The following is an 18698-nucleotide window of genomic DNA, read 5'->3' as shown; positions in this document are numbered from 1 at the left end:
ATGAGTATCGTTCAGAAGACAACCCAGCGCTCAATGTCAAGCGAGCGTGGACGGAGGGAGCTGATCGCTCCCTCCACAGGGCTCGCTGCTCTCCTCATCGGGGCTTTGATCCTGATGGGCATGTTGGAAGTTTTCGCTCCTTTACTCGTCGGGACAATCATTCCTTCCACCAGTGTGACCCGCCAGGCCGCTTCGATGTCAACCGTCTTGATCGCCGGCCTGCTATTTTTAGTTTTGCTGCTTTACCTGCGCTGCGACGAGATTCTGGCGGTGGCTGTTGCCCTGATTCATCTCTACCTTGACTTCTATATGTCCCTCATCGCGACAGCTCAGCTGCTCACGCTCGTCCTCTTGCTGGTGTTCTTCCTCGGTCGCTCACAGCAGCGTCCTTGGGCAGAACCTCGTCCACTCTGGCTCTGGCTCCTCTTTTTGGGCCTGACTTTCTTTCCCTCCCTACGCGGAGCCACAAATTTGGATGATGCTCTCTTCTATTATCCGAATGTCATCGCCGGTTCCTTCCTTTTCTTCTGGCTGGGTCTGAATACGGCACGTAATCTGAAAAGCCTCTGGTTGGTCTTGGAACTCCTAGCAGCCTTTGGCGCTTTGATCGCCGCTCATACGATTGTAATCGCGCTGACAGGCAAATTTATCCTGGGCACCTCCCTCTACGACCCATTCCTGAAGAGCGTTTCGAATTTCACTCTTGGCGATACCGGTGTACAACGCGTAGGGGGCTTCTTTGTAGACCCGAACTGGAATGGGACCTTCTTCGCCTTCGCTCTCTTCATTCCTTTGGGCCTCTACGCACACAGTCGCTCCTGGCTGGCCCGCCTGCTCTATCTGGGTGAGGCACTACTGATTGGACCTGCGCTGCTATTCACCTTTAGCGGTGGCGCCTGGGTAGCTGCCTGCTGCGGCCTGGTTTTCTTCTTGCTCTTTGTGGACAGCTGGAAGCTACGCCTGCAGATCACTCTGAGCATCTTTCTCGTCTCGCTCATCTTGATTCTCTTCTTCTTCGACCAGCTCCAGCTCCTCTTCGCTCATCTGACAGGCCAAGGAGAGCTATCGCTGCGTCTAGGCGCCTGGGAAACGGCTTTGAATGTGATTATGGCCTATCCACTCACAGGCGTAGGTTTCGGCTTGAGCATCTATATGCAGGTCTCAGATCCCTACCGCTCGCCACTTCAGTATGTGCCACTGGCTCATCCCCACGATTCCTATCTGGAATTTGGTGCGATGGGCGGCCTGCCAGTCTTAGCAGTCTTCCTCGCACTCTTGATCTGCTACCTGTGGAAGGCCTGGCGCACCTGGCGTCTCTGTGATCAGCGCCATCGCGCACTGCTTGCCGGTGGTCTGGCTGCCGTTGGAGCGCTGTGCATCAATAGCATCAGCATCAATGGCTGGACTCTGCCCCCCCTGGCCTGCTTCGGCTGGCTCATGCTGGGCCTGCTCTCTTCTCCTCTGCTCCTGGCTAGCCTGACCCCCACCTCCGCCATGACGGATACACCCATGCGCGATTAATATATCTGATCTCTTCTAACTGACAGGTGCATCTCTGGAGAAGATCTATGTCTATCTCTTTTGAGTATGAAAAAGTGCGTAGTGGTAGTGAGCGGCAGGAAGGTGGCTGGCCCCAACAGCCCGGCCCCTATCCTGCAGCGGTTCTAGAGCTTTGTCTAAGCCTGAGCAATCCACTGGCCGCCAGTACGATCGCCTTACCAACAGCCTGGCGCGCTTTGGGTCATTGGAATCGCTCTCTAGAGAGCGGCGATCGCCAGGAAAGGGATCTCTTCCTTGAAGAGGCCAGGCACTTGCTCGCTTTGGAGCAGCCTCTCGGCCATGGAGCTGGCGGCTGGCTGCTAGTCTCGACTCGACCCGGTGGCAGGGGGGCGCTTTGCCTCTCCGCCCCTATGCAGAGCTGCGCCCTGGCCGTCTTGCTGCGCGCTCTGAGTATGACTGGCGACCAGGTTTACGCCCTGGCGCTGGAGCGCTGTCTGGCGACCTTCCGCCGCGATATCCTGGATGGAGGAATTTGCTCCCCGCTCTATGCTGACGGGATCTTTTTTGAGGAGCTGGCGCTTTATCCGGCCACCCACAGCTTCAACGGCATGGCATTGGCCTTGCTCAGCCTCCACGAGCTGATACGGTATTGGCCCGCTTGCGATGAGGCGATTCGACAGCTTTTCCAGCAAGCTCTCACTACCTTTGAGCAGAGTTTGAGTGAGTTCTCCGGGCCTTTTTGGCCCTATCGTGACCTGGCCACGCGCCATCTGGCAACGCCCCAGGAGCTAACTCTCCAGATTGCTTTGCTGGATGCCCTGGCGACCTCGACGAAGAGCGAGGTTTGTGCCCGCGCCCTCCAGCGCTGGCAACGTTATGCGAGAAGCTGGCAGGGCCGTCTGCGCTACCGCCGGTGGCATATCCGGCATTCCTTGAGTGCACGTCTCTGGCGTCGCTGGCAACCGCACCTTTTTCCACGCCCGGTGGACTCCTCCAATCAGCTGCGCGTCTGCGTCCCTCTCCCTGCTTTTCCAGCCATCGGCGGGGTGCTCACGGTCCTGGAAGGGATTGAAGAGGCCATGCAGGGCCATTGGAGAATGGAATATCTCACACGAGCCATTACTGACCAGGAGACTGGTAGGTACATAATCCATCGCTTTGGTCGCTCCTGGATGGGCGCCTCCCACTTCCCGTTTGTCTGGTTCTATGTCTTGACCGGTGCCGCCAGGCTGTTTGCCTTGCTACGCCGGGGGACAGCTTTTGACCTTGTACTGCCGCAGGATGCAGTCTTCTCTGCCTTGCTCTCCGCCCCATTAGGACGCCTGGCCGGTGCACGCGTGATTTGTATTGATCACGGTCATCTGACGCTGCTCCAGGAAGATATTCATCCACTACACCTGGCCGAGCGTAGGCATCTGCTCGCCCATCGTAGCCGCCTACGCCGCTTTATCGGGCGTGTGCAGGAGTGGTGCTACTGGCCCTCCTATCGCCTGATGCTCCGCTTAGCAGCTCGCTGTGTTGACCAGTATCTGGTGCCAGGCGTTGCGGGCGATGGCGTGGAGACGATGGCAGCACGTTTCGGTATTCCTGCCAGCCGCGTGGTGCGCTTCGCTAGCATGGTCAATATCGAGCGCTATCCAGTGCCCTCCGAGGAGGAGCGTGCGCGTCGCCGCCAAGAATATGGGCTAAGGCAGGACGATATGGTGGTGGCCATCGCCTGCCGCCTTACGCCAGAGAAAGGCCTTGATCTCGCGCTGGCCAGCCTGGCTCGCGCCCTGGAGCATTTACAGCCCAGTACCCGAGCCAGGGTGCGCCTGATCATTGCCGGTGATGGGCCTCTGCGCCCGGAGCTTGAGCAGACGATTGATCAGCTCCAGCTCCAGGAGCATTGTGCTCTCTGGGGCGAGCTCCCTGCGCCTGAGATTGCCCGTCTCCTTTCGATCAGCGATATTTTTCTCTACACCAGTACCCGAGGCGCTTGCTTCTCAATGGCCGTACTGGAGGCGATGGCCGCAGGCTGCGCAGTGATCGCTTCAACCCGTCCGCCCTCGAATGCGCTGCTGCTTGCCGAGGGACGCGGCATTGCAGTCAGACCGGCTGATATAGAGGAGACCGCCAGCGCGCTCGTACGTTTGCTTGCCAACCCTGCTCTCTGCCGCCAGATGGGTCAGGCTGCCCGGGCCTATATTGCCGATCGACACAGTCCCGAGGCTTTCCGGCGGGTTCTGCTTCGGGCCTCTGGCTGGGCCGCTCTAGAGCAGATCTCTACAGAAACGGTGGCCCGTACCGGCCTAGAGGGGGAAGTTGAGGATTGAAGCCAACAACACCACAGCCTTACCCAGCCTACCCAGGGCCGCAATATCCACCGTATGCGCCGAGTTATCAGCCGGCGCCAGCGGTGCAGGTCACTCGACCAGTGCAACCGGCTCTGCCAAGGGTGCCGGAACCCAGTACCCCAGCACCAGCCCAAGAGAAGCGCAATGACTATGTAGGTCAGCTGCGCACTCTGGTCAAGAGCAGCGGGATCTACGCCCTCTCCTCTTTGGCTGGCCCGCTGACCTCGCTGGTGTTGGCTCCTTTTCTGACCCACGCGCTCTCGCGCGACGAGTATGGTGCTCTCTCTGTGCTGCTCTCAGCTATCTCGCTAATCGCTGGCATCACTCAGCTCGGTCTGGGGAATGCCTTTTTCCGCGCCTATGGCTACGATTACGAATCGCGCAGTGAGCGCCTGCGCGTGCTCTCGACGCTGGTGGGGCTTCTGCTGGCGATCTCGATTGTGGTCACCCTGGCCATGTCTTTAGGCGCAGCCTTCATTGCCTTGCTCCTTTTCCAGTCAGCCCTTCTGACAGCGCCAGTGCAGGCAGCAGCTTTGGTGGTGCTGCTACAGAATTTGAGCGTGCCGGGCCTGGCCTGGCTGCGAGCTGAGAACCGTCCTACGCTCTATGCGACACTGTCGATCGCTAATCTGCTCGTGGGCCTCGTCACAACCTTGCTCTACGTGGGACCCATGCATTTGGGCATGACCGGGGCCTTGCTAGGCGCAGCCAGCGGCTATGCCATCGCGGTTTTCGGAATATTGCCTGTGATCCTCTGGGAAGCGGGCCTGACCTTCGACCGAGAGATGGCGCGCAATATGTTGTCTTTCGGCGTACCACTGGTGGCAAGCTTCGTGTCCGTCTGGGTGCTGCAGCTCTCAGATCGCTATCTCCTGAGCCGCTTTGGCTCTCTGGCCGAAACCGCCAGCTACTCGATCGCCTATACACTGGGCAACGTCCTGGGCGTGTTGGTCATCTCGCCTTTCAACCTGGCCTGGCCTACGACTATGTTCTCTGTAGCTCGTCGCCGCGACGCGCCACAGATCTTCAGACTGATCTTCCGCTGGTTCAGCGTGATCCTTTTGCTGGCTGCCTTTGGCCTCTCACTCGCCGGTAAGTTCTTGCTAGAGGTCCTCTTCCCCGCCAGCTACCAGGGGGCCTCGCCTGTGATCTCTTTAGTGGCCATGTCTATGGTCTTTTACGGCATTTACAACGTCTTCAATGTGGGAATATCGATCAAGAGAAGAACATGGTATGCAGTAGTCCTGACGGCAGAGGCTGCTATTTTTAACGTAGTGTTGAATGTGGTCCTCATTCCCCTCAGCGGCGCACTAGGCGCGGCCTTCTCAACACTGCTGGCCTACGCCTTCCTCTCGCTCCTCGCTTATCTGGTGAACAACCAGATGTATCCAGTGCCCTTCGAGGTCGGCTTCTTTCTCTGTGCGCTAGCCATCGGGATCGCCCTCTACTTCGTCGCGGCATTCCTCGCCCAAGGCCTCGATCCGCTGAGCAGCGGCGTTCTTTATGGACTGACCTGGCTGGCCTACGCCGTCATCCTGCTGGTACTGGCTCGCCTACCACTACAGCAGCTTGCTCGCCTGTGCCATTCCTTGCCCGGAAGGAGAGTGAAAAGAAGCCTATGACTACTGTATCTGAGGCCCCAGATGTGCCTGTTGACCTCACGCCGCTTTTTCAGGGACAGCGAGTTGTCATGCTCAGGTTCGCTCCAGCCATCGGCGATGCGCGTTTGTGGCGCACCGCTACCGCTCTGAAGGAGGCAGGTCTGCAGGTCACCATTGTGGACGTTGTCGGGTCATACACCTCTCCCCGCGAGGAGATTCACCAGGGGATCAGGCTGAAACATATTCTCATGCCCGCCTGGTTTTCTCCAACGCGCTTTAAGCCCTGGTTCCTGGTGAAGCTGCTCCGCATCAATCTATTAAGTATCCTTTATCTTCTGCGGGAAGAGGCAGACATCTATCACTCATTTGTAGAGCATACATTACCAGCCACCTTTGTGGCAGCCAGACTGCGACATAAGCCCTTGATCTTCGACTCGCCTGAACTGCCTCTGTCTGATCGAGCAGTCCAGCATTGGCCTCGCCTCCTGGCGATTGCGCGCCACGTGCTGCGCTACCTCATTCGACACAGCCAGGGGGTAATCGCTGTCTCACCGCCTATCGTCTCCTTCATCGAGCGCGAGTACGGCGGCCAGCGTGTCACGCTCCTGCGCAATGTACCACCTTACCAGCAGGTTGAGCGTGCTAATCTTTTACGCGAGAGATTGGGCTTATCAAATGATACCCGCATTGCACTCTATCAGGGAAATTTACAGGAAAATCGTGGCCTTGATCTGCTCGTGCGGGCTGCTCCATTTCTAGAATCAGACGTCGTGATCGTCATGCTTGGGGCCGCCCGCGCGCCAATACAACAGAAACTGCAGCAGCTAATCGCCGAGCTTGGGGTAGAGGAGCGTGTGAAACTACTGCCGCCCGTTCCCTACGAGGAACTTCTCAGCTGGACTGCTTCAGCCGATCTCGGCCTGACCCTGCTTCCCTCCGATTACTCGCTGAGTATTCGCTACTGCCTGCCAAATAAGTTTTTTGAGTACTTGATGGCAGGACTTCCCGTGCTCAGCTCTCAGCTGGATGTGATTGCCGAGCTGATTCAGACCCACCAATTGGGAGTGGTTGAGCCGTCGCGTGATCCGGCCACTGTTGCCGCCACGATTAATCGGGTCATCCACGACCAGGAGGCCCTGGAGCGCATGCGCCGGCACGCCCTGGAGATTGCGCGTCGCGAGTTCAACTGGAACCGCGAGCAATTTCAGCTGTTTGAACTCTATCAGGCGCTGTTGCCAGCAAACCCGACTAGCGCGCCAGCGCCACAGCAGGAGGAATCACTTTGACAGAGTTGCTAGCCAGCCAGCGCCCCAATAAGGCTACCAAGGCTTCAAACGGAGAGCATTCAGGAGGTTTACCCTCCCTGCGGGTCTGTATGCATGTACTGGGCCAGGGGAAGAGTGATGTACGAGTAATGCGGGCCGCTACCGCGCTCAGCGCCGCCGGCTGTCACGTCAGCGTGGTCGATTTGGACTCCCAAGAGCAACCTGCTCGTGAGCAAATCCAAGGCATTGCCCTGCAGCATGTACGGCTGGCCCCCGAGTTTTTCTCATCTCGTTTCAAACGTCGCGCTCTATTGCGAGCTGCCTCTCTCCTCGTACGCGGTACGTGGCAGGTGCTGAGCACAGACGCGGATGTTTACCACGCTCATGATGTTGCCGCTTTACCAGCTTGCTACCTGGCCTCGCGCCTGCGCCGGAAACGGCTGGTCTTTGAGGCTCACGAAATGCCTCTGGAGGAGCATCCCCTCTCTTCGATGAGCTGGGGGCGACGCTTACTTCACCATCTGCTGACCCTGCTCATGCAGGGAATGATTCCAGCCAGCGATGGCGTAATCACGGTCTCTCCACCAATTGTTGAGGAGCTTCAGCGCCGCTACCGGATTAAACACCTGGCGCTGGTACGTAATATTCCTCCCTACCAGCAGGTGACACGTACTAGACGGCTACACGAGGCCCTTGGCCTTGCACCTCAGATCCGCCTCGCACTTTATCAGGGACGCCTCCAGGCCAACCGCTCGCTGGATCTTCTGGTCAAGGCCGCTCGCTACCTTGATCCCGAGATCGTGATTGTGCTCTTAGGGAAAGGATTAGGCAACGCCGCAGAGGAGCTGGAACAGTTGATTGCGGCAGAGCAAGTCAGCGACCGCGTGAAGCTCTTGCCCGCAGTACCTTACGCCGAGCTGCTGAGCTGGACAGCCTCGGCGGATCTAGGCTTACTGGTCGCCTCGCCCGACTATTCGCTGAATGTGCGGATGTTTCTGCCCAATAAGCTGTTTGAGTACATTATGGCCGGCGTACCCGTTCTGACCTCGGCCCTGCCTGCCGTGGTAGAGCTGGTGCAGGCTTACGGCCTGGGTGAGGTGGTTAGCGAGCTTACTCCTCAAGCTATTGCCAGGACCATTAATGGGATGTTCGCCCGCCCAGAGACGCTGGCTACCATGCGCCAGAATGCTCTACAGGCGGCCTCTTCCGATCTGCATTGGGAGAAGGAACAGGAAAACCTACTGCAACTATACCAGCAGATCGTCAACAGTTAAAAATCAGCAGACTATAAAGTTCACTCATAGTAGAACCTAGAAACAGGTAGAAGAGCAGTGGAAGACTTTACGTTACAAGGCTATCGTCAACTCCTCTCGGCCTTTGCCAGCCGAGGCTACCGTTGCTCGCTTTTTGACGCTCTTGAGGAGCGGCTAGCAAGCGGCGAGCGGATACTGCTTCTGAGACACGATATTGATATCAGCCTAAAAGCAGCTCTGGAGATTGCCCGGGTCGAACACGAGTTAGGCTTCCAGGCCACGTATTTTGTGATGCTGTCCTCTCCATTCTATAATGTACTTAGCACAGAAAGTGCTCGTCTTCTGGAGCAGATTCATAATTATGGACATGATATCGCCCTTCACATTGATCTACAGGATTATCACGGTCAGCGTCTTGACGTTGCCCACGAAATAGAGATCCTGGCCCACTTCTACCCCTATGTCAAGCGTGATATCGCGAGCGTCCACAGTCCGCGCACGCTCTCCAGCATCCCGGTAGAAGAGGCCAGGCCGATCTATAGGGTCTATCATTTAGCCCAGCGGGGCGACCTTGCCTATATCAGCGATTCCACAGGACGCTGGCGCTATGGCCACCCGCTGCAGTCAGCCGCTTTTCGTGACAAGAAGGCGCTTCAGCTCTTGACACACCCCATTTGGTGGGTAGCCGAGGGAGCAACACCCAGGCAGAAGCTGGAAAGCTGGCTCTATCGTAGCTACGAGGGAAACCTGGAACTGGCCAAAACCTTTCTTCCCAAGCTTTTTGGCCAACAGGAGGTCGAGACGGCTTAGTCACCGGCGAGGAGTTCTCAAGAGCAGCGAGGCCGGGCCGGTCGCCATTCTAGCATGACCATTGCGCAGGAAGTCAAGCAGGGAGCGACAAACGTATGAAGCAGGTATATCATTGGCAGAAGCGCGCCTTTTTGCTGCTCAGCGTGTCGGTTATAGTCATCTTGGTAGGAGCAGGTTGGCTGCTACATCCCTGGTGGGTGATTACCAATTCGCCACTGGTTTCTCAACTGACAATCAGCAGCCCGCGCTTCTCCGGCTCCAGCGGACAGGAGAGCCGCTTCAAGGACCTGCGCCTGATCGGCGGCTTCAGCGTTGGCACTCCTGCCGAGGTAGCTGAGGCTGCTGCCTTGGGGATGCGGGTTGTCTTTGAGTACGGCAATCCTCCCTCGCCTGAGAGCGAACTAGGGCAGGCGCTGCAGGCTGCTCACATGCAGGTCATCGATGGCTATATCTCTAGCTATCTGCAGTATTACGAGTGCCACCGCACAAAGACGGTCAAACCACCACCGCCCGGCGCCCATCCTTACTGCGGGCGGGACTCCGTGCCGATTCCGAGTGAAGAGGCTTTGCTTCAGCTTGTCAGACGGCATCTCGAAGAGACCCAGTCCAATCCGCTCATTCTGGGTTACTGGGTGCTCGATGACTGGGTGCTGTGGGACCCCGGCAGCGCTCGTGAGCTGTTAATCAAGTTTCACGACTTGATCCAGCAATACACGCCACAGCGCCCAGCCATCTGCGGTTTTGGCGCCTCGCCTCCTTCAGGCTTCGATACCGGCTGGCACGATGAGGTGGCGGCTAATTTCACTCCCGAGGGCTGCGACATGATCGGTCTCTACATCTTCACGGTCTTGCAAGCCAAGGAAGATGCCTCAGCCAGCCGCTATGACTGGTCGATGCGCAGCACTCTGAATGCCATGTTCACTAGCCTGCAGAAACGAGGCTGGAGCTACACCCAGACACCTCTGATTGGGATCGCCCAGGCTTTCGGCGGCCCCTCAACACGCGCAGGCTTGAGCTGGCCCCTGCCAAGCACTGCCGATATTGTCCAGCAAAGTCAGAGCTTCTGCCAGCATGGAGCTACCGGCATCGCTTATTACGGCTGGGACGCCAATCTCTACAGTTCGCAGACCCAAACGCCCGCCAATAACCGCGCTATTCAGGAGGGCATTCGTCAGGGTATTGCCGCCTGTCAGCACATTTGGAGCACAGCCGAACAGGGAACTCCCCTGGCAATGGATCAGGTCCGCTAGAAAGCGGTCATCAATGCCGGCAAAGACGGCTATCATATTCAGCTAAAAAAGCTATCCCAGAGGAGCTTCCCAGCCAATAGAGCAGTATACTGTTATCTGACGTTCTTCTTCCTAACTCATTTGAAGGCGCATTCGTTCATACGCGCTCCCCGAGCAGGGAGTCTGGTAGATAGGGAGGATAGTAAGCAGGAATGAAGCACTTCAGAGCTGCTACAGCCACAACGGATTCAGTGACTTTTCAAAAGACGTATCCTCAAGGGTACTGTCTGTCTACGCTTAATCAGCAGGCTGTCTTGATCATAGCCTTCTCCCGGGAGAGGCAATAAGGATATATGATTTATTTGAGTAGGAGCAAGCTATTCATATGGATCTTCAGCAAGAAGAGCTGCACAGTAGCAAACTCTCTGCGCTAGCAATGGTGGCTAGAGGTGTAATCGAGGAGAATCCCGGTCGTCTCCTGGCGAGTGAAGCAGAACAGCCACCCAGCCTCTGGGTCGCAGTTCAGCGAGATTATCCGCGTGATATCTGTATACCGGCTCTTGTTGCTCAGCAGGCGCGCGAGCGCCCGCAGGCTCCAGCAGTAGTGACAGCGGGGACTACTTTGAGCTATCAGGAGCTAAACCGGCGAGCCAATCAGCTGGCTCATTATCTCCGAGCGCTAGGGGTCTACCCTGGTGTTCCTGTCGGCCTCTACCTGGAGCGCTCACCGGAGATGGTAGTGGGGCTGCTAGCTATTCTCAAAGCCGGCGGGGCCTATTTGCCGCTTGATCCGTCTTATCCACACGAGCGCGTATGCTTCATGCTGAAGGACGCGCAGGCCCCCGTATTGGTCACAACTTCTCGTCTGGCCCGCCAACTTGAGCAGGAAGCTGTGATCCCGACGAGGCAGCGTGTCTACTTAGATCAGGATGCCGTCAGGCTGGCAACCCAGTCAACGGGAGAGATCAAGGAACAACAGGCCACAGCAGCCGATCTGGCCTACGTGATCTATACCTCGGGTTCAACCGGGCGCCCCAAGGGTGTGGAGGTCACCCATGATGGCCTGCTGAATTTGATCTTCTGGCACCAGCGTGCCTTTTCCGTGAGCGCTGCCGATAGGGCCAGCCAGGTGACCAGTCCAGCTTTCGATGCAACCGGCTGGGAGCTTTGGCCTTATCTGACATGCGGCGCAACTGTCTATTTGCCTGCTGATGAGCTTCGTCTCTCCGCACCAGCACTGCGTGATTGGCTGGTTGAGCAGGCAATCACCATCGCTTTCTTACCAACGCCGCTGGCCGAACGTTTGATCCAGCTCCCATGGCCTCGCGAAACTGCTCTGCGCTTCTTGCTGACGGGAGCCGATACGCTTCACCGCTATCCGCAGCCCGGCCTGCCCTTCACGCTGGTGAACAACTACGGACCGACCGAGGCCACGGTGGTAGCGACTTCCGGCCCTGTGCCCCCAGTGAGCGAGCCGCTGGCCGAGCCGCCATCTATTGGCTGGGCTATTGACAATACGTCGATTTACATTCTCGATGAAGCGCTCCGCCCTGTGCCCTGGGGAACACCTGGCGAGCTGTATATCGGCGGCCAGGGAGTGGCTCGTGGTTACCGAGGACGCCCAGAGCTGACCGCTGAGCGTTTTCTCCCTGATCCATTTGCTCAACAGCCTGGGGCCCGGATGTATCGTACGGGCGATCAGGCACGCTTCTTGCCAGATGGCCAGATTGCTTTCCTGGGCCGCCTGGATACTCAGGTCAAGATCCGAGGTTATCGCGTTGAGCTGGACGAGATAGCCACGGTGCTCAATCAGCAGCCGGGGATCACTGCCAGCGTCGTCATCGCTCGCGAGGAGCTACCTGGCGAGAAGCAACTTGTGGCCTATGTGGTCACCTCGCCAGAAGCGCGTCCCACACCCTCTCAGCTGCGTACGGCGCTCGCTAAGCAGTTGCCCAATTATATGCTTCCCACGATCTTTGTGCGTCTGGAGGCCCTGCCACTGACTGCGCATGGCAAGATCGATCGGGCGGCGTTACCCCCACCTGAAGCCAGCGAGATCCTGTCAGAAGCTCCAGAGACAGGAGAGGCAGACATGGAAAGCCTGGCCGCTTTGCCTGCGACCGACGCGGCTGCGGCCCCAGCTAACGCTATCGAACAACAGGTGGCCGAGGTAGTCTGCTCGCTGCTGGGACGCTCAGCAATCGATGCTAATGCCAACTTCTTTATGCTCGGTGGCCACTCTCTGCTTGGGGCCCAGCTCATCTTGCGCCTGACCGAGCTGTTCGGGGTGCAGATTTCGCTGCATACGCTGTTTACCGCACCAACAGTACGCCGCCTCGCCGCTCGCATCGAGCAGCTACTGCTTGAGCGCCTGGCCACTATAAGTGAGCAGGAAGCCAGTAGCTTGCTAGAGCAGTTGCGGAACAGGTGAAGCAGGGAGAGAAGCGTGTAACGCGCCTGCCGGCTGCCAGAATAGGGGGAGAGAGCAGCCAGCATGGTTTGCGACTGCAAGAAGAAACGGTCAGTCCGTTGCTGGACAAGAGGAGCCCTAGACAATTATGCAGGAACCGAGGTCGGTGACGCCGCCACAGCGGCAGGAGCCACCACTAAGTTTGTATCATCTACTTGATCCAGAGATTCTGGCAAATCCTTATCCGCTATACCACCGCCTGCGTCGCGAGGACCCTGTTCACTGGGACCCCTTTTTACACGCCTGGGTAGTGACGCGCTATGCTGATGTCATCACGGTCTTTCAGCGCTTTTCTGCCCAGCGCACGCCAACCCCTGAGCAGCTAGAGGCTATGGGGATGCAGGCGCTGACTCCACTGGCCCGCGTCATGGTGAAGCAGATGCTGTTTCTGGACCCGCCAGCCCATACGCGGGTGCGCAGTCTGGCAGCGAAGGCTTTTACTCCTCGCCGCGTGGCCGTGCTGCGCGAGCATATCCGCGACATTGCTAACAGCTTGCTCGATCGCGTTCAAGCTCAGGGATACATGGACGTGATCGCGGACCTGGCTTATCCCTTACCAGCGATCGTCACTGCCGAGATGCTGGGGGTGCCTACGGAGGATTGGCAGCAGTTGACAGCCTGGTCAGCTGATTTCGCACAGGTGCTCGGGAATTTTCAACATAACCCGGACCGGGTGGCTCAGACGATTCGCAGTCTCAATGAGATGACCGCCTATTTTCGCACAGCCATCAGAGAAATTGAGCGCCATCCGCGCGAGGGTTTGATCCATGCATTCTTGACCGCCGAGATCGATGGCGATCGCCTGAGCGAGGAGGAGATTATCGCCAATACGATTATTACGATGGTGGGAGGACAGGAGACAACAACCAATCTGATCGGGAATGGCGTGCTGAGCTTATTGCGCCACCCGGATCAGCTTGCTTTGCTGCGCGCAGACCTCTCACTGATCCCATCGGCAGTGGAGGAGTTGCTGCGCTACGAGAGTCCCAGCCAGCATACGGCTCGTCTGGCCCCCGAGGATACGGAACTGGGTGGGAAGAAGATTCGGAAGCGCGAGGCAGTGATCGCGGTTATGGGTGCAGCCAACCGCGATCCAGAGCGCTTCCCCGATCCCGACCGCCTCAATATTCGACGCGAGGACAATCGCCATGTGGCCTTCGCCTGGGGCAGTCATTTCTGCTTCGGGGCAGCTCTGGCGCGTATTGAGGTTCAAATTGCTATCGAGCTAATTGTGCGTCGCCTGCCTAGTCTACGGCTGGAGCCGGTTCCGCTTGTCTGGCGTGAGAATCTCGGCCTGCGTGGCCTCAAAAGTTTGCCGGTATCTTGGGAAAGGTGAGAGGTGAACGATGAGCGAGAATCACTCGGTGGAGGATGTACGACAACTCCTGCTAGAGCAGTTGCGCCAGAAGAAATTGATCGGCGAATCTCTGGCCCAGAGGCTGCTAACGCCGCTTCCCCGACATGAGCGAGGAGAGGTTGCGCCGCTCTCGTTTGGGCAGCAGCAACTGTGGTTTCTCTCTCGCCTGGCAAAGGAGCCAGTCTATAACGAGTGCGTGACTGTCCACCTGCCAGGCCCACTAGACCGCAAAGTATTCGAGCGCAGTTTTAACGAGTTTATCAGACGCCACGAGATCTGGCGCACGAGCTTCCCCGAAGAGAATGGGCAGCCTTTTCAAAAGATCCATCCCTTCGAGCCGCTTGAATTGCCTTTTATGGATTTGCGGCATCTTCCCCCAGAAGAGCGAGAGAAAGAGGCTCAGCGCCTGGCTGCTGAGCAGGCTCGCCTTCCTTTTGATTTGGCAAACGGTCCTCTTGTACGCGGTCTGCTTATTCAAGTCGAGGATCGGCTCCATCGCCTCTATCTAACTTTACATCATATCATTTTCGATGGAGTCACTCTCTACCAGGTCTTCTTGCCAGAACTGTGGACACTCTATGAGGCATTTTGCGCTGATCGCTCCTCACCTCTGCCGGAGCCAGCTTATCAGTACTCTGACTACACGCTCTGGCAACAGACTTCTGTCAATAAGAGCTTACTTGATCAACAGCTCGCTTATTGGCGAGAGGCGCTTGCAGGGGCACCGGCGTTGATTAATTTGCCTACGGATTTCTCAAGGCCGCCAGTTCAAAGCTTCCGTGGGGGAATGGTACCTTTCGCATTGAGCAGGGAGCTAACCGAGGCCCTCAAGAGGTTGGCGCGTGAGGAAGGTATGACGCTTTATATGGTCCTGATGGCTTCTCTCCAGCTCCTGTTGTATCGCTATACGCAGCAGGAGGAGATTGTGGTCGGAGCAGTCCTGGGAAGCCGTGAACAACGTCCCGAGTTTGTCAGGATGCCAGGATATTTTTTGAATACGCTCCCGCTCTCTTGCAAGTTGACAGGCAGTTCGAGCTTCCGCTCGCTATTGCAACAGGTGCAAGAGAAAGTAATAGGAGCAATCGCTCATCAGGATATACCTTTCAGCTATCTGGTGGAGCAGCTCCAGGTGGAGCGCTCTGCGGCGTGGAATCCACTGTTCCAGGTAGCGCTGACGCTTGAGCCACAGCTGCCAGCGCTGCCTTCGGGCTGGACGATTACGCAGATGGATGTGAGTGCGGGGACATCTAAGTTTGATCTTTCGCTGGAGGTGGATGACCGACCCGATGGGAGATTGATCGGGCGCTTTGAGTATAGCAGCGAGTTGTTTGAGGAGCAGACCATTGTCCGGCTCGCCCGCCACTGGCAGACCCTGCTCTCCTCGCTCGTCTCCGATCCCTCCTGCTCCCTCGCCTCTCTCCCCCTCCTCTCTCCCGAGGAGCGCCACCAGCTCCTCGTCTCCTTCAGCTCCTCCCCCCAGACCCTCCCTCCTTCCCCCGCTCCTGCCATCCACCTCCTCTTCGAAGCCCAGGCCCAGCGCTCTCCCTCCTCCTGCGCCCTCCTGGACCTGCCCTCCGGCTCCTCCTTCTCCTATCACACTCTCAACTCCCAGGCCAATCAGCTCGCCCGCCTCCTGCTCTCCCTCGGCCTCTCTCCCTCTTCTCCCGTCGCCCTCCTGCTGCCCCCCTCCCCCTCCTTCTTCATCGCCCTCCTCGCCGTCCTCAAAGCCGGCTCCTTCTACCTCCCCCTCGATCCCTCTACTCCTCCCTCCCGCCTGGCCTCCCTCCTCTCCCACGTCCAGCCCTCCTTCCTGCTCTCCTGCCAGGCCCTCGCTCCCTCTCTGCCTTCCCTCCCTGCCCACACCTCCCTCCTCCTCCTCGACTCCCCCGACACCCTCTCCCTCCTCTCCTCCTTCCCCACCGAAAACCTCCCCTTCTCCGGCTCCCCCGACCAGCTCGCCTACCTCATCTTCACCTCCGGCTCCACCGGCTCCTCTAAAGCCGTCTCCATCTCTCACACCAATCTCCTCTCCTCCACTCTCTCCCGCCTCCTCTTCTACCACCACCTGCCCCCCTCCCGCTTCCTCCTCCTCTCCCCCTGCTCCTTCGACAGCTCCGTCGCCGGCATCTTCTGGTCCCTCTGCTCCGGCTCCACCCTCGTGCTCCCTCCTTTCCCTCTCTCCGACCACCTCCCCCTGCTCCCCTCCCTCCTGCAGCAGGCCCACATCTCCCATCTGCTCGCCGTCCCTTCCCTCTACCGCTTCCTCCTGCAGCACTCCTCCCCCTCCCAGCTCTCTTCCCTGCGCTGCTGCATCGTCGCTGGCGAACCCTGCCCGCGCTCCCTCGTGCAACTGCACTACTCCCTTCTCCCTCAGACCCCCCTCTTCAATGAATACGGTCCCTCCGAAGCCACCGTCTGGGCCTCCGTCCATCTCTGCTCCCCCTCCGACCCCTTCCCTACCGCCCCCATCGGCCACCCTCTCCCCCACTGCTCCCTCTATGTCCTCGATCCCTCCTTCCAACCCGTCCCCATCGGCGTCCCCGGCGAACTCTTCATCGGCGGCCCTTCCCTCTCCCCCGGCTACTTCCGCCAGCCCTCCCTCTCCTCCCAGCACTTCCTCCCTCACCCCTTCTCTTCTGACCCCTCCGCCCGCCTCTACCGCACCGGCGACCTCGTCCGCTGGCTCCCCAACGGCTCCCTCCTCTTCTTGGGTCGCCTCGACCAACAGGTGAAACTCCGCGGCTTCCGCATCGAACTCGGCGAAATCGAGGCCCTCCTCTGCTCCCACCCCGCCGTCCAGGAGGCCGCCGTCCTCCTTCATCAGCCCTCCCCCGATGATCCCTCCTCCGCTCAACTGGTCGCCTACCTCGTGCCTCGGCCAGGAGCAGAGCTTACCCTGCACAGTCTTCACCAGTATTTAAGAGAGCACTTGCCAGACTACATGATTCCAGGCACATTTGTAAGGCTGGAGCAAATGCCAACCAATGAGCATGGGAAAATCGACCGTGCTTGCTTGCCTAAACCAGAGGAGACCGATATTCTACGTGAGGATGTTCACATAGAAAGAGAAGCCAGGGCTCCAGTCGAAGCCAGAATTGCAGAGCTGGCAGCTTCTCTACTAAAGAGAGAGCATGTCAATCTTGATGAGAATTTCTTCAGACTGGGGGGAAACTCACTGCTGGGTGCACAGCTCATGCTTCGCCTCTCAGAAGCATTTGGTGTCGACCTGCCCCTTCAGATCCTCTTCAGGAGTGGCTCGCTGCGTGCTTTGGCCGTAGAGGTCGACCGACTTCTCCTTGAGAAGATAGAGAGCATGAGCGATGAAGAGGCTGAAGAATGGCTCTCTCGCCTAGGGCTATCATGAAAAGCTGCTCGGTAAAAGATTGTCAAAAAGTACAGATATCTAGCTATAACTAGAAAGCAGGTGTAGTAGAAGATGACATCACAGAGAGATATTTCCAATAAGAGGCGTGCTTTACTTGAAAAGCTGCGTGAAGGGAAGCTGGATCAACAGGGCAGAAAAACTTTGCTACCTCCGTTGCCGCACCACGATCCAGAGCAGCCTGCCCCTCTCTCTTATGGCCAGCAGCAGCTCTGGTTTCTTTCCCAGCTACAGCCTGATTCTGCTGTCTACAATACCCCTATTGTCATTGAGATTCCCGGCGACCTGAACGAGGCTGCTCTTCAGCAGAGTCTTCAGGCCTTTCTGGATCGTCACCATCTCTGGAGATCTTCTTTCCCTGCGTTCAATGGCTCCCCTGCGCAGGTAGTAGAGCCTTGCCTCTCTCTCCCTCTTCCTGTGACCGACTTCTCTTCTCTGCCTGCGCCTGAGCAGTTCGCCGCCGCTCGCTCCTTCGTCGAGCAGCAGGCTCGCCTCCCGTTTGATCTCTCTCAGGCTCCCTTGCTGCGCGCCTGCCTGCTCCATTTTTCCCCACAGCTGCACTGGCTTGTCCTCGTTGTTCATCACATTATCTGCGATGGCCACACCGTTCAGAGTATCCTGCTCCCTGAACTCTTCCACCTCTATCAGCGCTTTTGCCAGCAGCCTTCTCCAAGTATCGAGCCTGCCCCTTATCAGTACGCCGACTACACACTCTGGCAACAGGCTCATCTCTCTGCTGAGCGTTTGCAACAGCTGGTCGCTTTCTGGAAGCGCTATTTAGAGGGCGCCCCGACTGCGCTTAGCTTGCCTACTGACCGTCCACGCCCTGCTCAGCAGAGCTTTCAGGGTAGCACCTATCACTTCACTATTGCTAAAGATATAATGGAAACGGTGCATAGCTTTGTCCACGAGGAGGGTATCAGCCTTTATACGGCCCTGGTGGCTGCTTTCCAGATCTTGCTCTATCGCTACAGCTACCAGGAGGACTTTTTGATTGGTATTTTCACCAGTGATCGCCACCATCGGCCCGAGTTTGAGTCTATTCCAGGGTACTTTCTCAATACCCTCGTGCTGCGCAGTCAATTGAGCAATACGCTGAGTGCTCGTGAGTTAGTGAAACAGACATGGCACAATCTAACAGAAGTGCTGGCTCACAGCGATATGCCTTTCTACCACCTGGTTCAACACCTTCTTCCCGAGCGCGATCTCTCTCAGAATCCACTATTTCAGGTTGCCGTCTCACTGGCACCTGCTCCAGCCTCGTTGCCAGAGGGCTGGCGCGTTCAGGAGAGTGCCCTGTCCAACGGGAGCAGCCGCTTTGACCTCTCGCTGATTCTAGAGGAGCTGCCCGACGGTTCTCTGCACGGCTGCATTGAGTATAGCAGCGAGTTGTTTGAGGAGCAGACCATTGTCCGGCTCGCCCGCCACTGGCAGACCCTGCTCTCCTCGCTCGTCTCCGATCCCTCCTGCTCCCTCGCCTCTCTCCCCCTCCTCT

General features: G+C 57.8%; 11 protein-coding genes. All 11 read left to right on the top strand.

Going from position 1 to position 18698, the window contains the following annotated elements; all coding sequences use genetic code 11:
- The gene (locus tag KTAU_RS18455; RefSeq protein ID WP_151729762.1) at nt 1-1521 is read left to right on the top strand and encodes an O-antigen ligase family protein; all 1521 of its coding nucleotides are present in this window, start codon (nt 1-3) and stop codon (nt 1519-1521) included.
- Between the two features lie 47 nt (nt 1522-1568).
- Complete coding sequence (locus KTAU_RS18450) at nt 1569-3815, top strand: glycosyltransferase (protein ID WP_151729761.1); 2247 nt, start codon at nt 1569-1571, stop codon at nt 3813-3815.
- Nucleotides 3812-5458 (top strand): lipopolysaccharide biosynthesis protein, encoded by a 1647-nt coding sequence (locus KTAU_RS18445; protein ID WP_151729760.1) that lies wholly within the window; start codon nt 3812-3814, stop codon nt 5456-5458. The genes KTAU_RS18450 and KTAU_RS18445 overlap by 4 nt, the downstream gene beginning before the upstream one ends.
- Entirely contained in the window at nt 5455-6723 is a 1269-nt protein-coding gene (locus tag KTAU_RS18440; RefSeq protein ID WP_151729759.1) for a glycosyltransferase, read from the top strand. Before KTAU_RS18445 ends, KTAU_RS18440 begins: the two co-directional genes overlap by 4 nt.
- Complete coding sequence (locus KTAU_RS18435; protein ID WP_151729758.1) at nt 6720-7976, top strand: glycosyltransferase family 4 protein; 1257 nt, start codon at nt 6720-6722, stop codon at nt 7974-7976. The genes KTAU_RS18440 and KTAU_RS18435 overlap by 4 nt, the downstream gene beginning before the upstream one ends.
- A 57-nt stretch (nt 7977-8033) precedes the next feature.
- The gene (locus KTAU_RS18430) at nt 8034-8765 is read left to right on the top strand and encodes a polysaccharide deacetylase family protein (protein WP_151729757.1); all 732 of its coding nucleotides are present in this window, start codon (nt 8034-8036) and stop codon (nt 8763-8765) included.
- A gap of 95 nt (nt 8766-8860) precedes the next feature.
- The gene (locus tag KTAU_RS18425; RefSeq protein WP_151729756.1) at nt 8861-10015 is read left to right on the top strand and encodes a hypothetical protein; all 1155 of its coding nucleotides are present in this window, start codon (nt 8861-8863) and stop codon (nt 10013-10015) included.
- A gap of 364 nt (nt 10016-10379) precedes the next feature.
- Nucleotides 10380-12425: a non-ribosomal peptide synthetase gene (locus KTAU_RS18420; protein WP_151729755.1), complete on the top strand. Its 2046-nt coding sequence runs from the start codon at nt 10380-10382 to the stop codon at nt 12423-12425.
- A 127-nt stretch (nt 12426-12552) separates the two neighbouring features.
- Entirely contained in the window at nt 12553-13800 is a 1248-nt protein-coding gene (locus KTAU_RS18415; protein ID WP_151729754.1) for a cytochrome P450, read from the top strand.
- Nucleotides 13801-13810: 10 nt separating this feature from the next.
- Nucleotides 13811-17185, top strand: a complete 3375-nt coding sequence (locus KTAU_RS22475; RefSeq protein ID WP_151729753.1) for a non-ribosomal peptide synthetase — start codon at nt 13811-13813, stop codon at nt 17183-17185.
- 72 nt (nt 17186-17257) lie between these two features.
- Nucleotides 17258-18698, top strand: a 1441-nt coding sequence (locus KTAU_RS18405) for a condensation domain-containing protein (protein ID WP_228026532.1), incomplete at its 3' end; no start/stop codon positions are given.

It is taken from the genome of Thermogemmatispora aurantia (assembly GCF_008974285.1).
In the GTDB taxonomy this organism is placed as follows: Bacteria; Chloroflexota; Ktedonobacteria; order Ktedonobacterales; family Ktedonobacteraceae; genus Thermogemmatispora; species Thermogemmatispora aurantia.
Note: the sequence above shows the minus strand (reverse complement) of the source record. Positions and strands in the feature narration are given on the sequence as shown.

Bases quoted from the DNA above. Each gene is read 5' to 3' on its own strand.
- KTAU_RS18415 (WP_151729754.1), top strand. From the start codon at position 12,553: ATGCAGGAACCGAGGTCGGTGACGCCGCCACAGCGGCAGGAGCCACCA.
- KTAU_RS18425 (WP_151729756.1), top strand. From the start codon at position 8,861: ATGAAGCAGGTATATCATTGGCAGAAGCGCGCCTTTTTGCTGCTCAGC.
- KTAU_RS18420 (WP_151729755.1), top strand. From the start codon at position 10,380: ATGGATCTTCAGCAAGAAGAGCTGCACAGTAGCAAACTCTCTGCGCTA.
- KTAU_RS18440 (WP_151729759.1), top strand. From the start codon at position 5,455: ATGACTACTGTATCTGAGGCCCCAGATGTGCCTGTTGACCTCACGCCG.
- KTAU_RS22475 (WP_151729753.1), top strand. From the start codon at position 13,811: ATGAGCGAGAATCACTCGGTGGAGGATGTACGACAACTCCTGCTAGAG.
- KTAU_RS18455 (WP_151729762.1), top strand. From the start codon at position 1: ATGAGTATCGTTCAGAAGACAACCCAGCGCTCAATGTCAAGCGAGCGT.
- KTAU_RS18450 (WP_151729761.1), top strand. From the start codon at position 1,569: ATGTCTATCTCTTTTGAGTATGAAAAAGTGCGTAGTGGTAGTGAGCGG.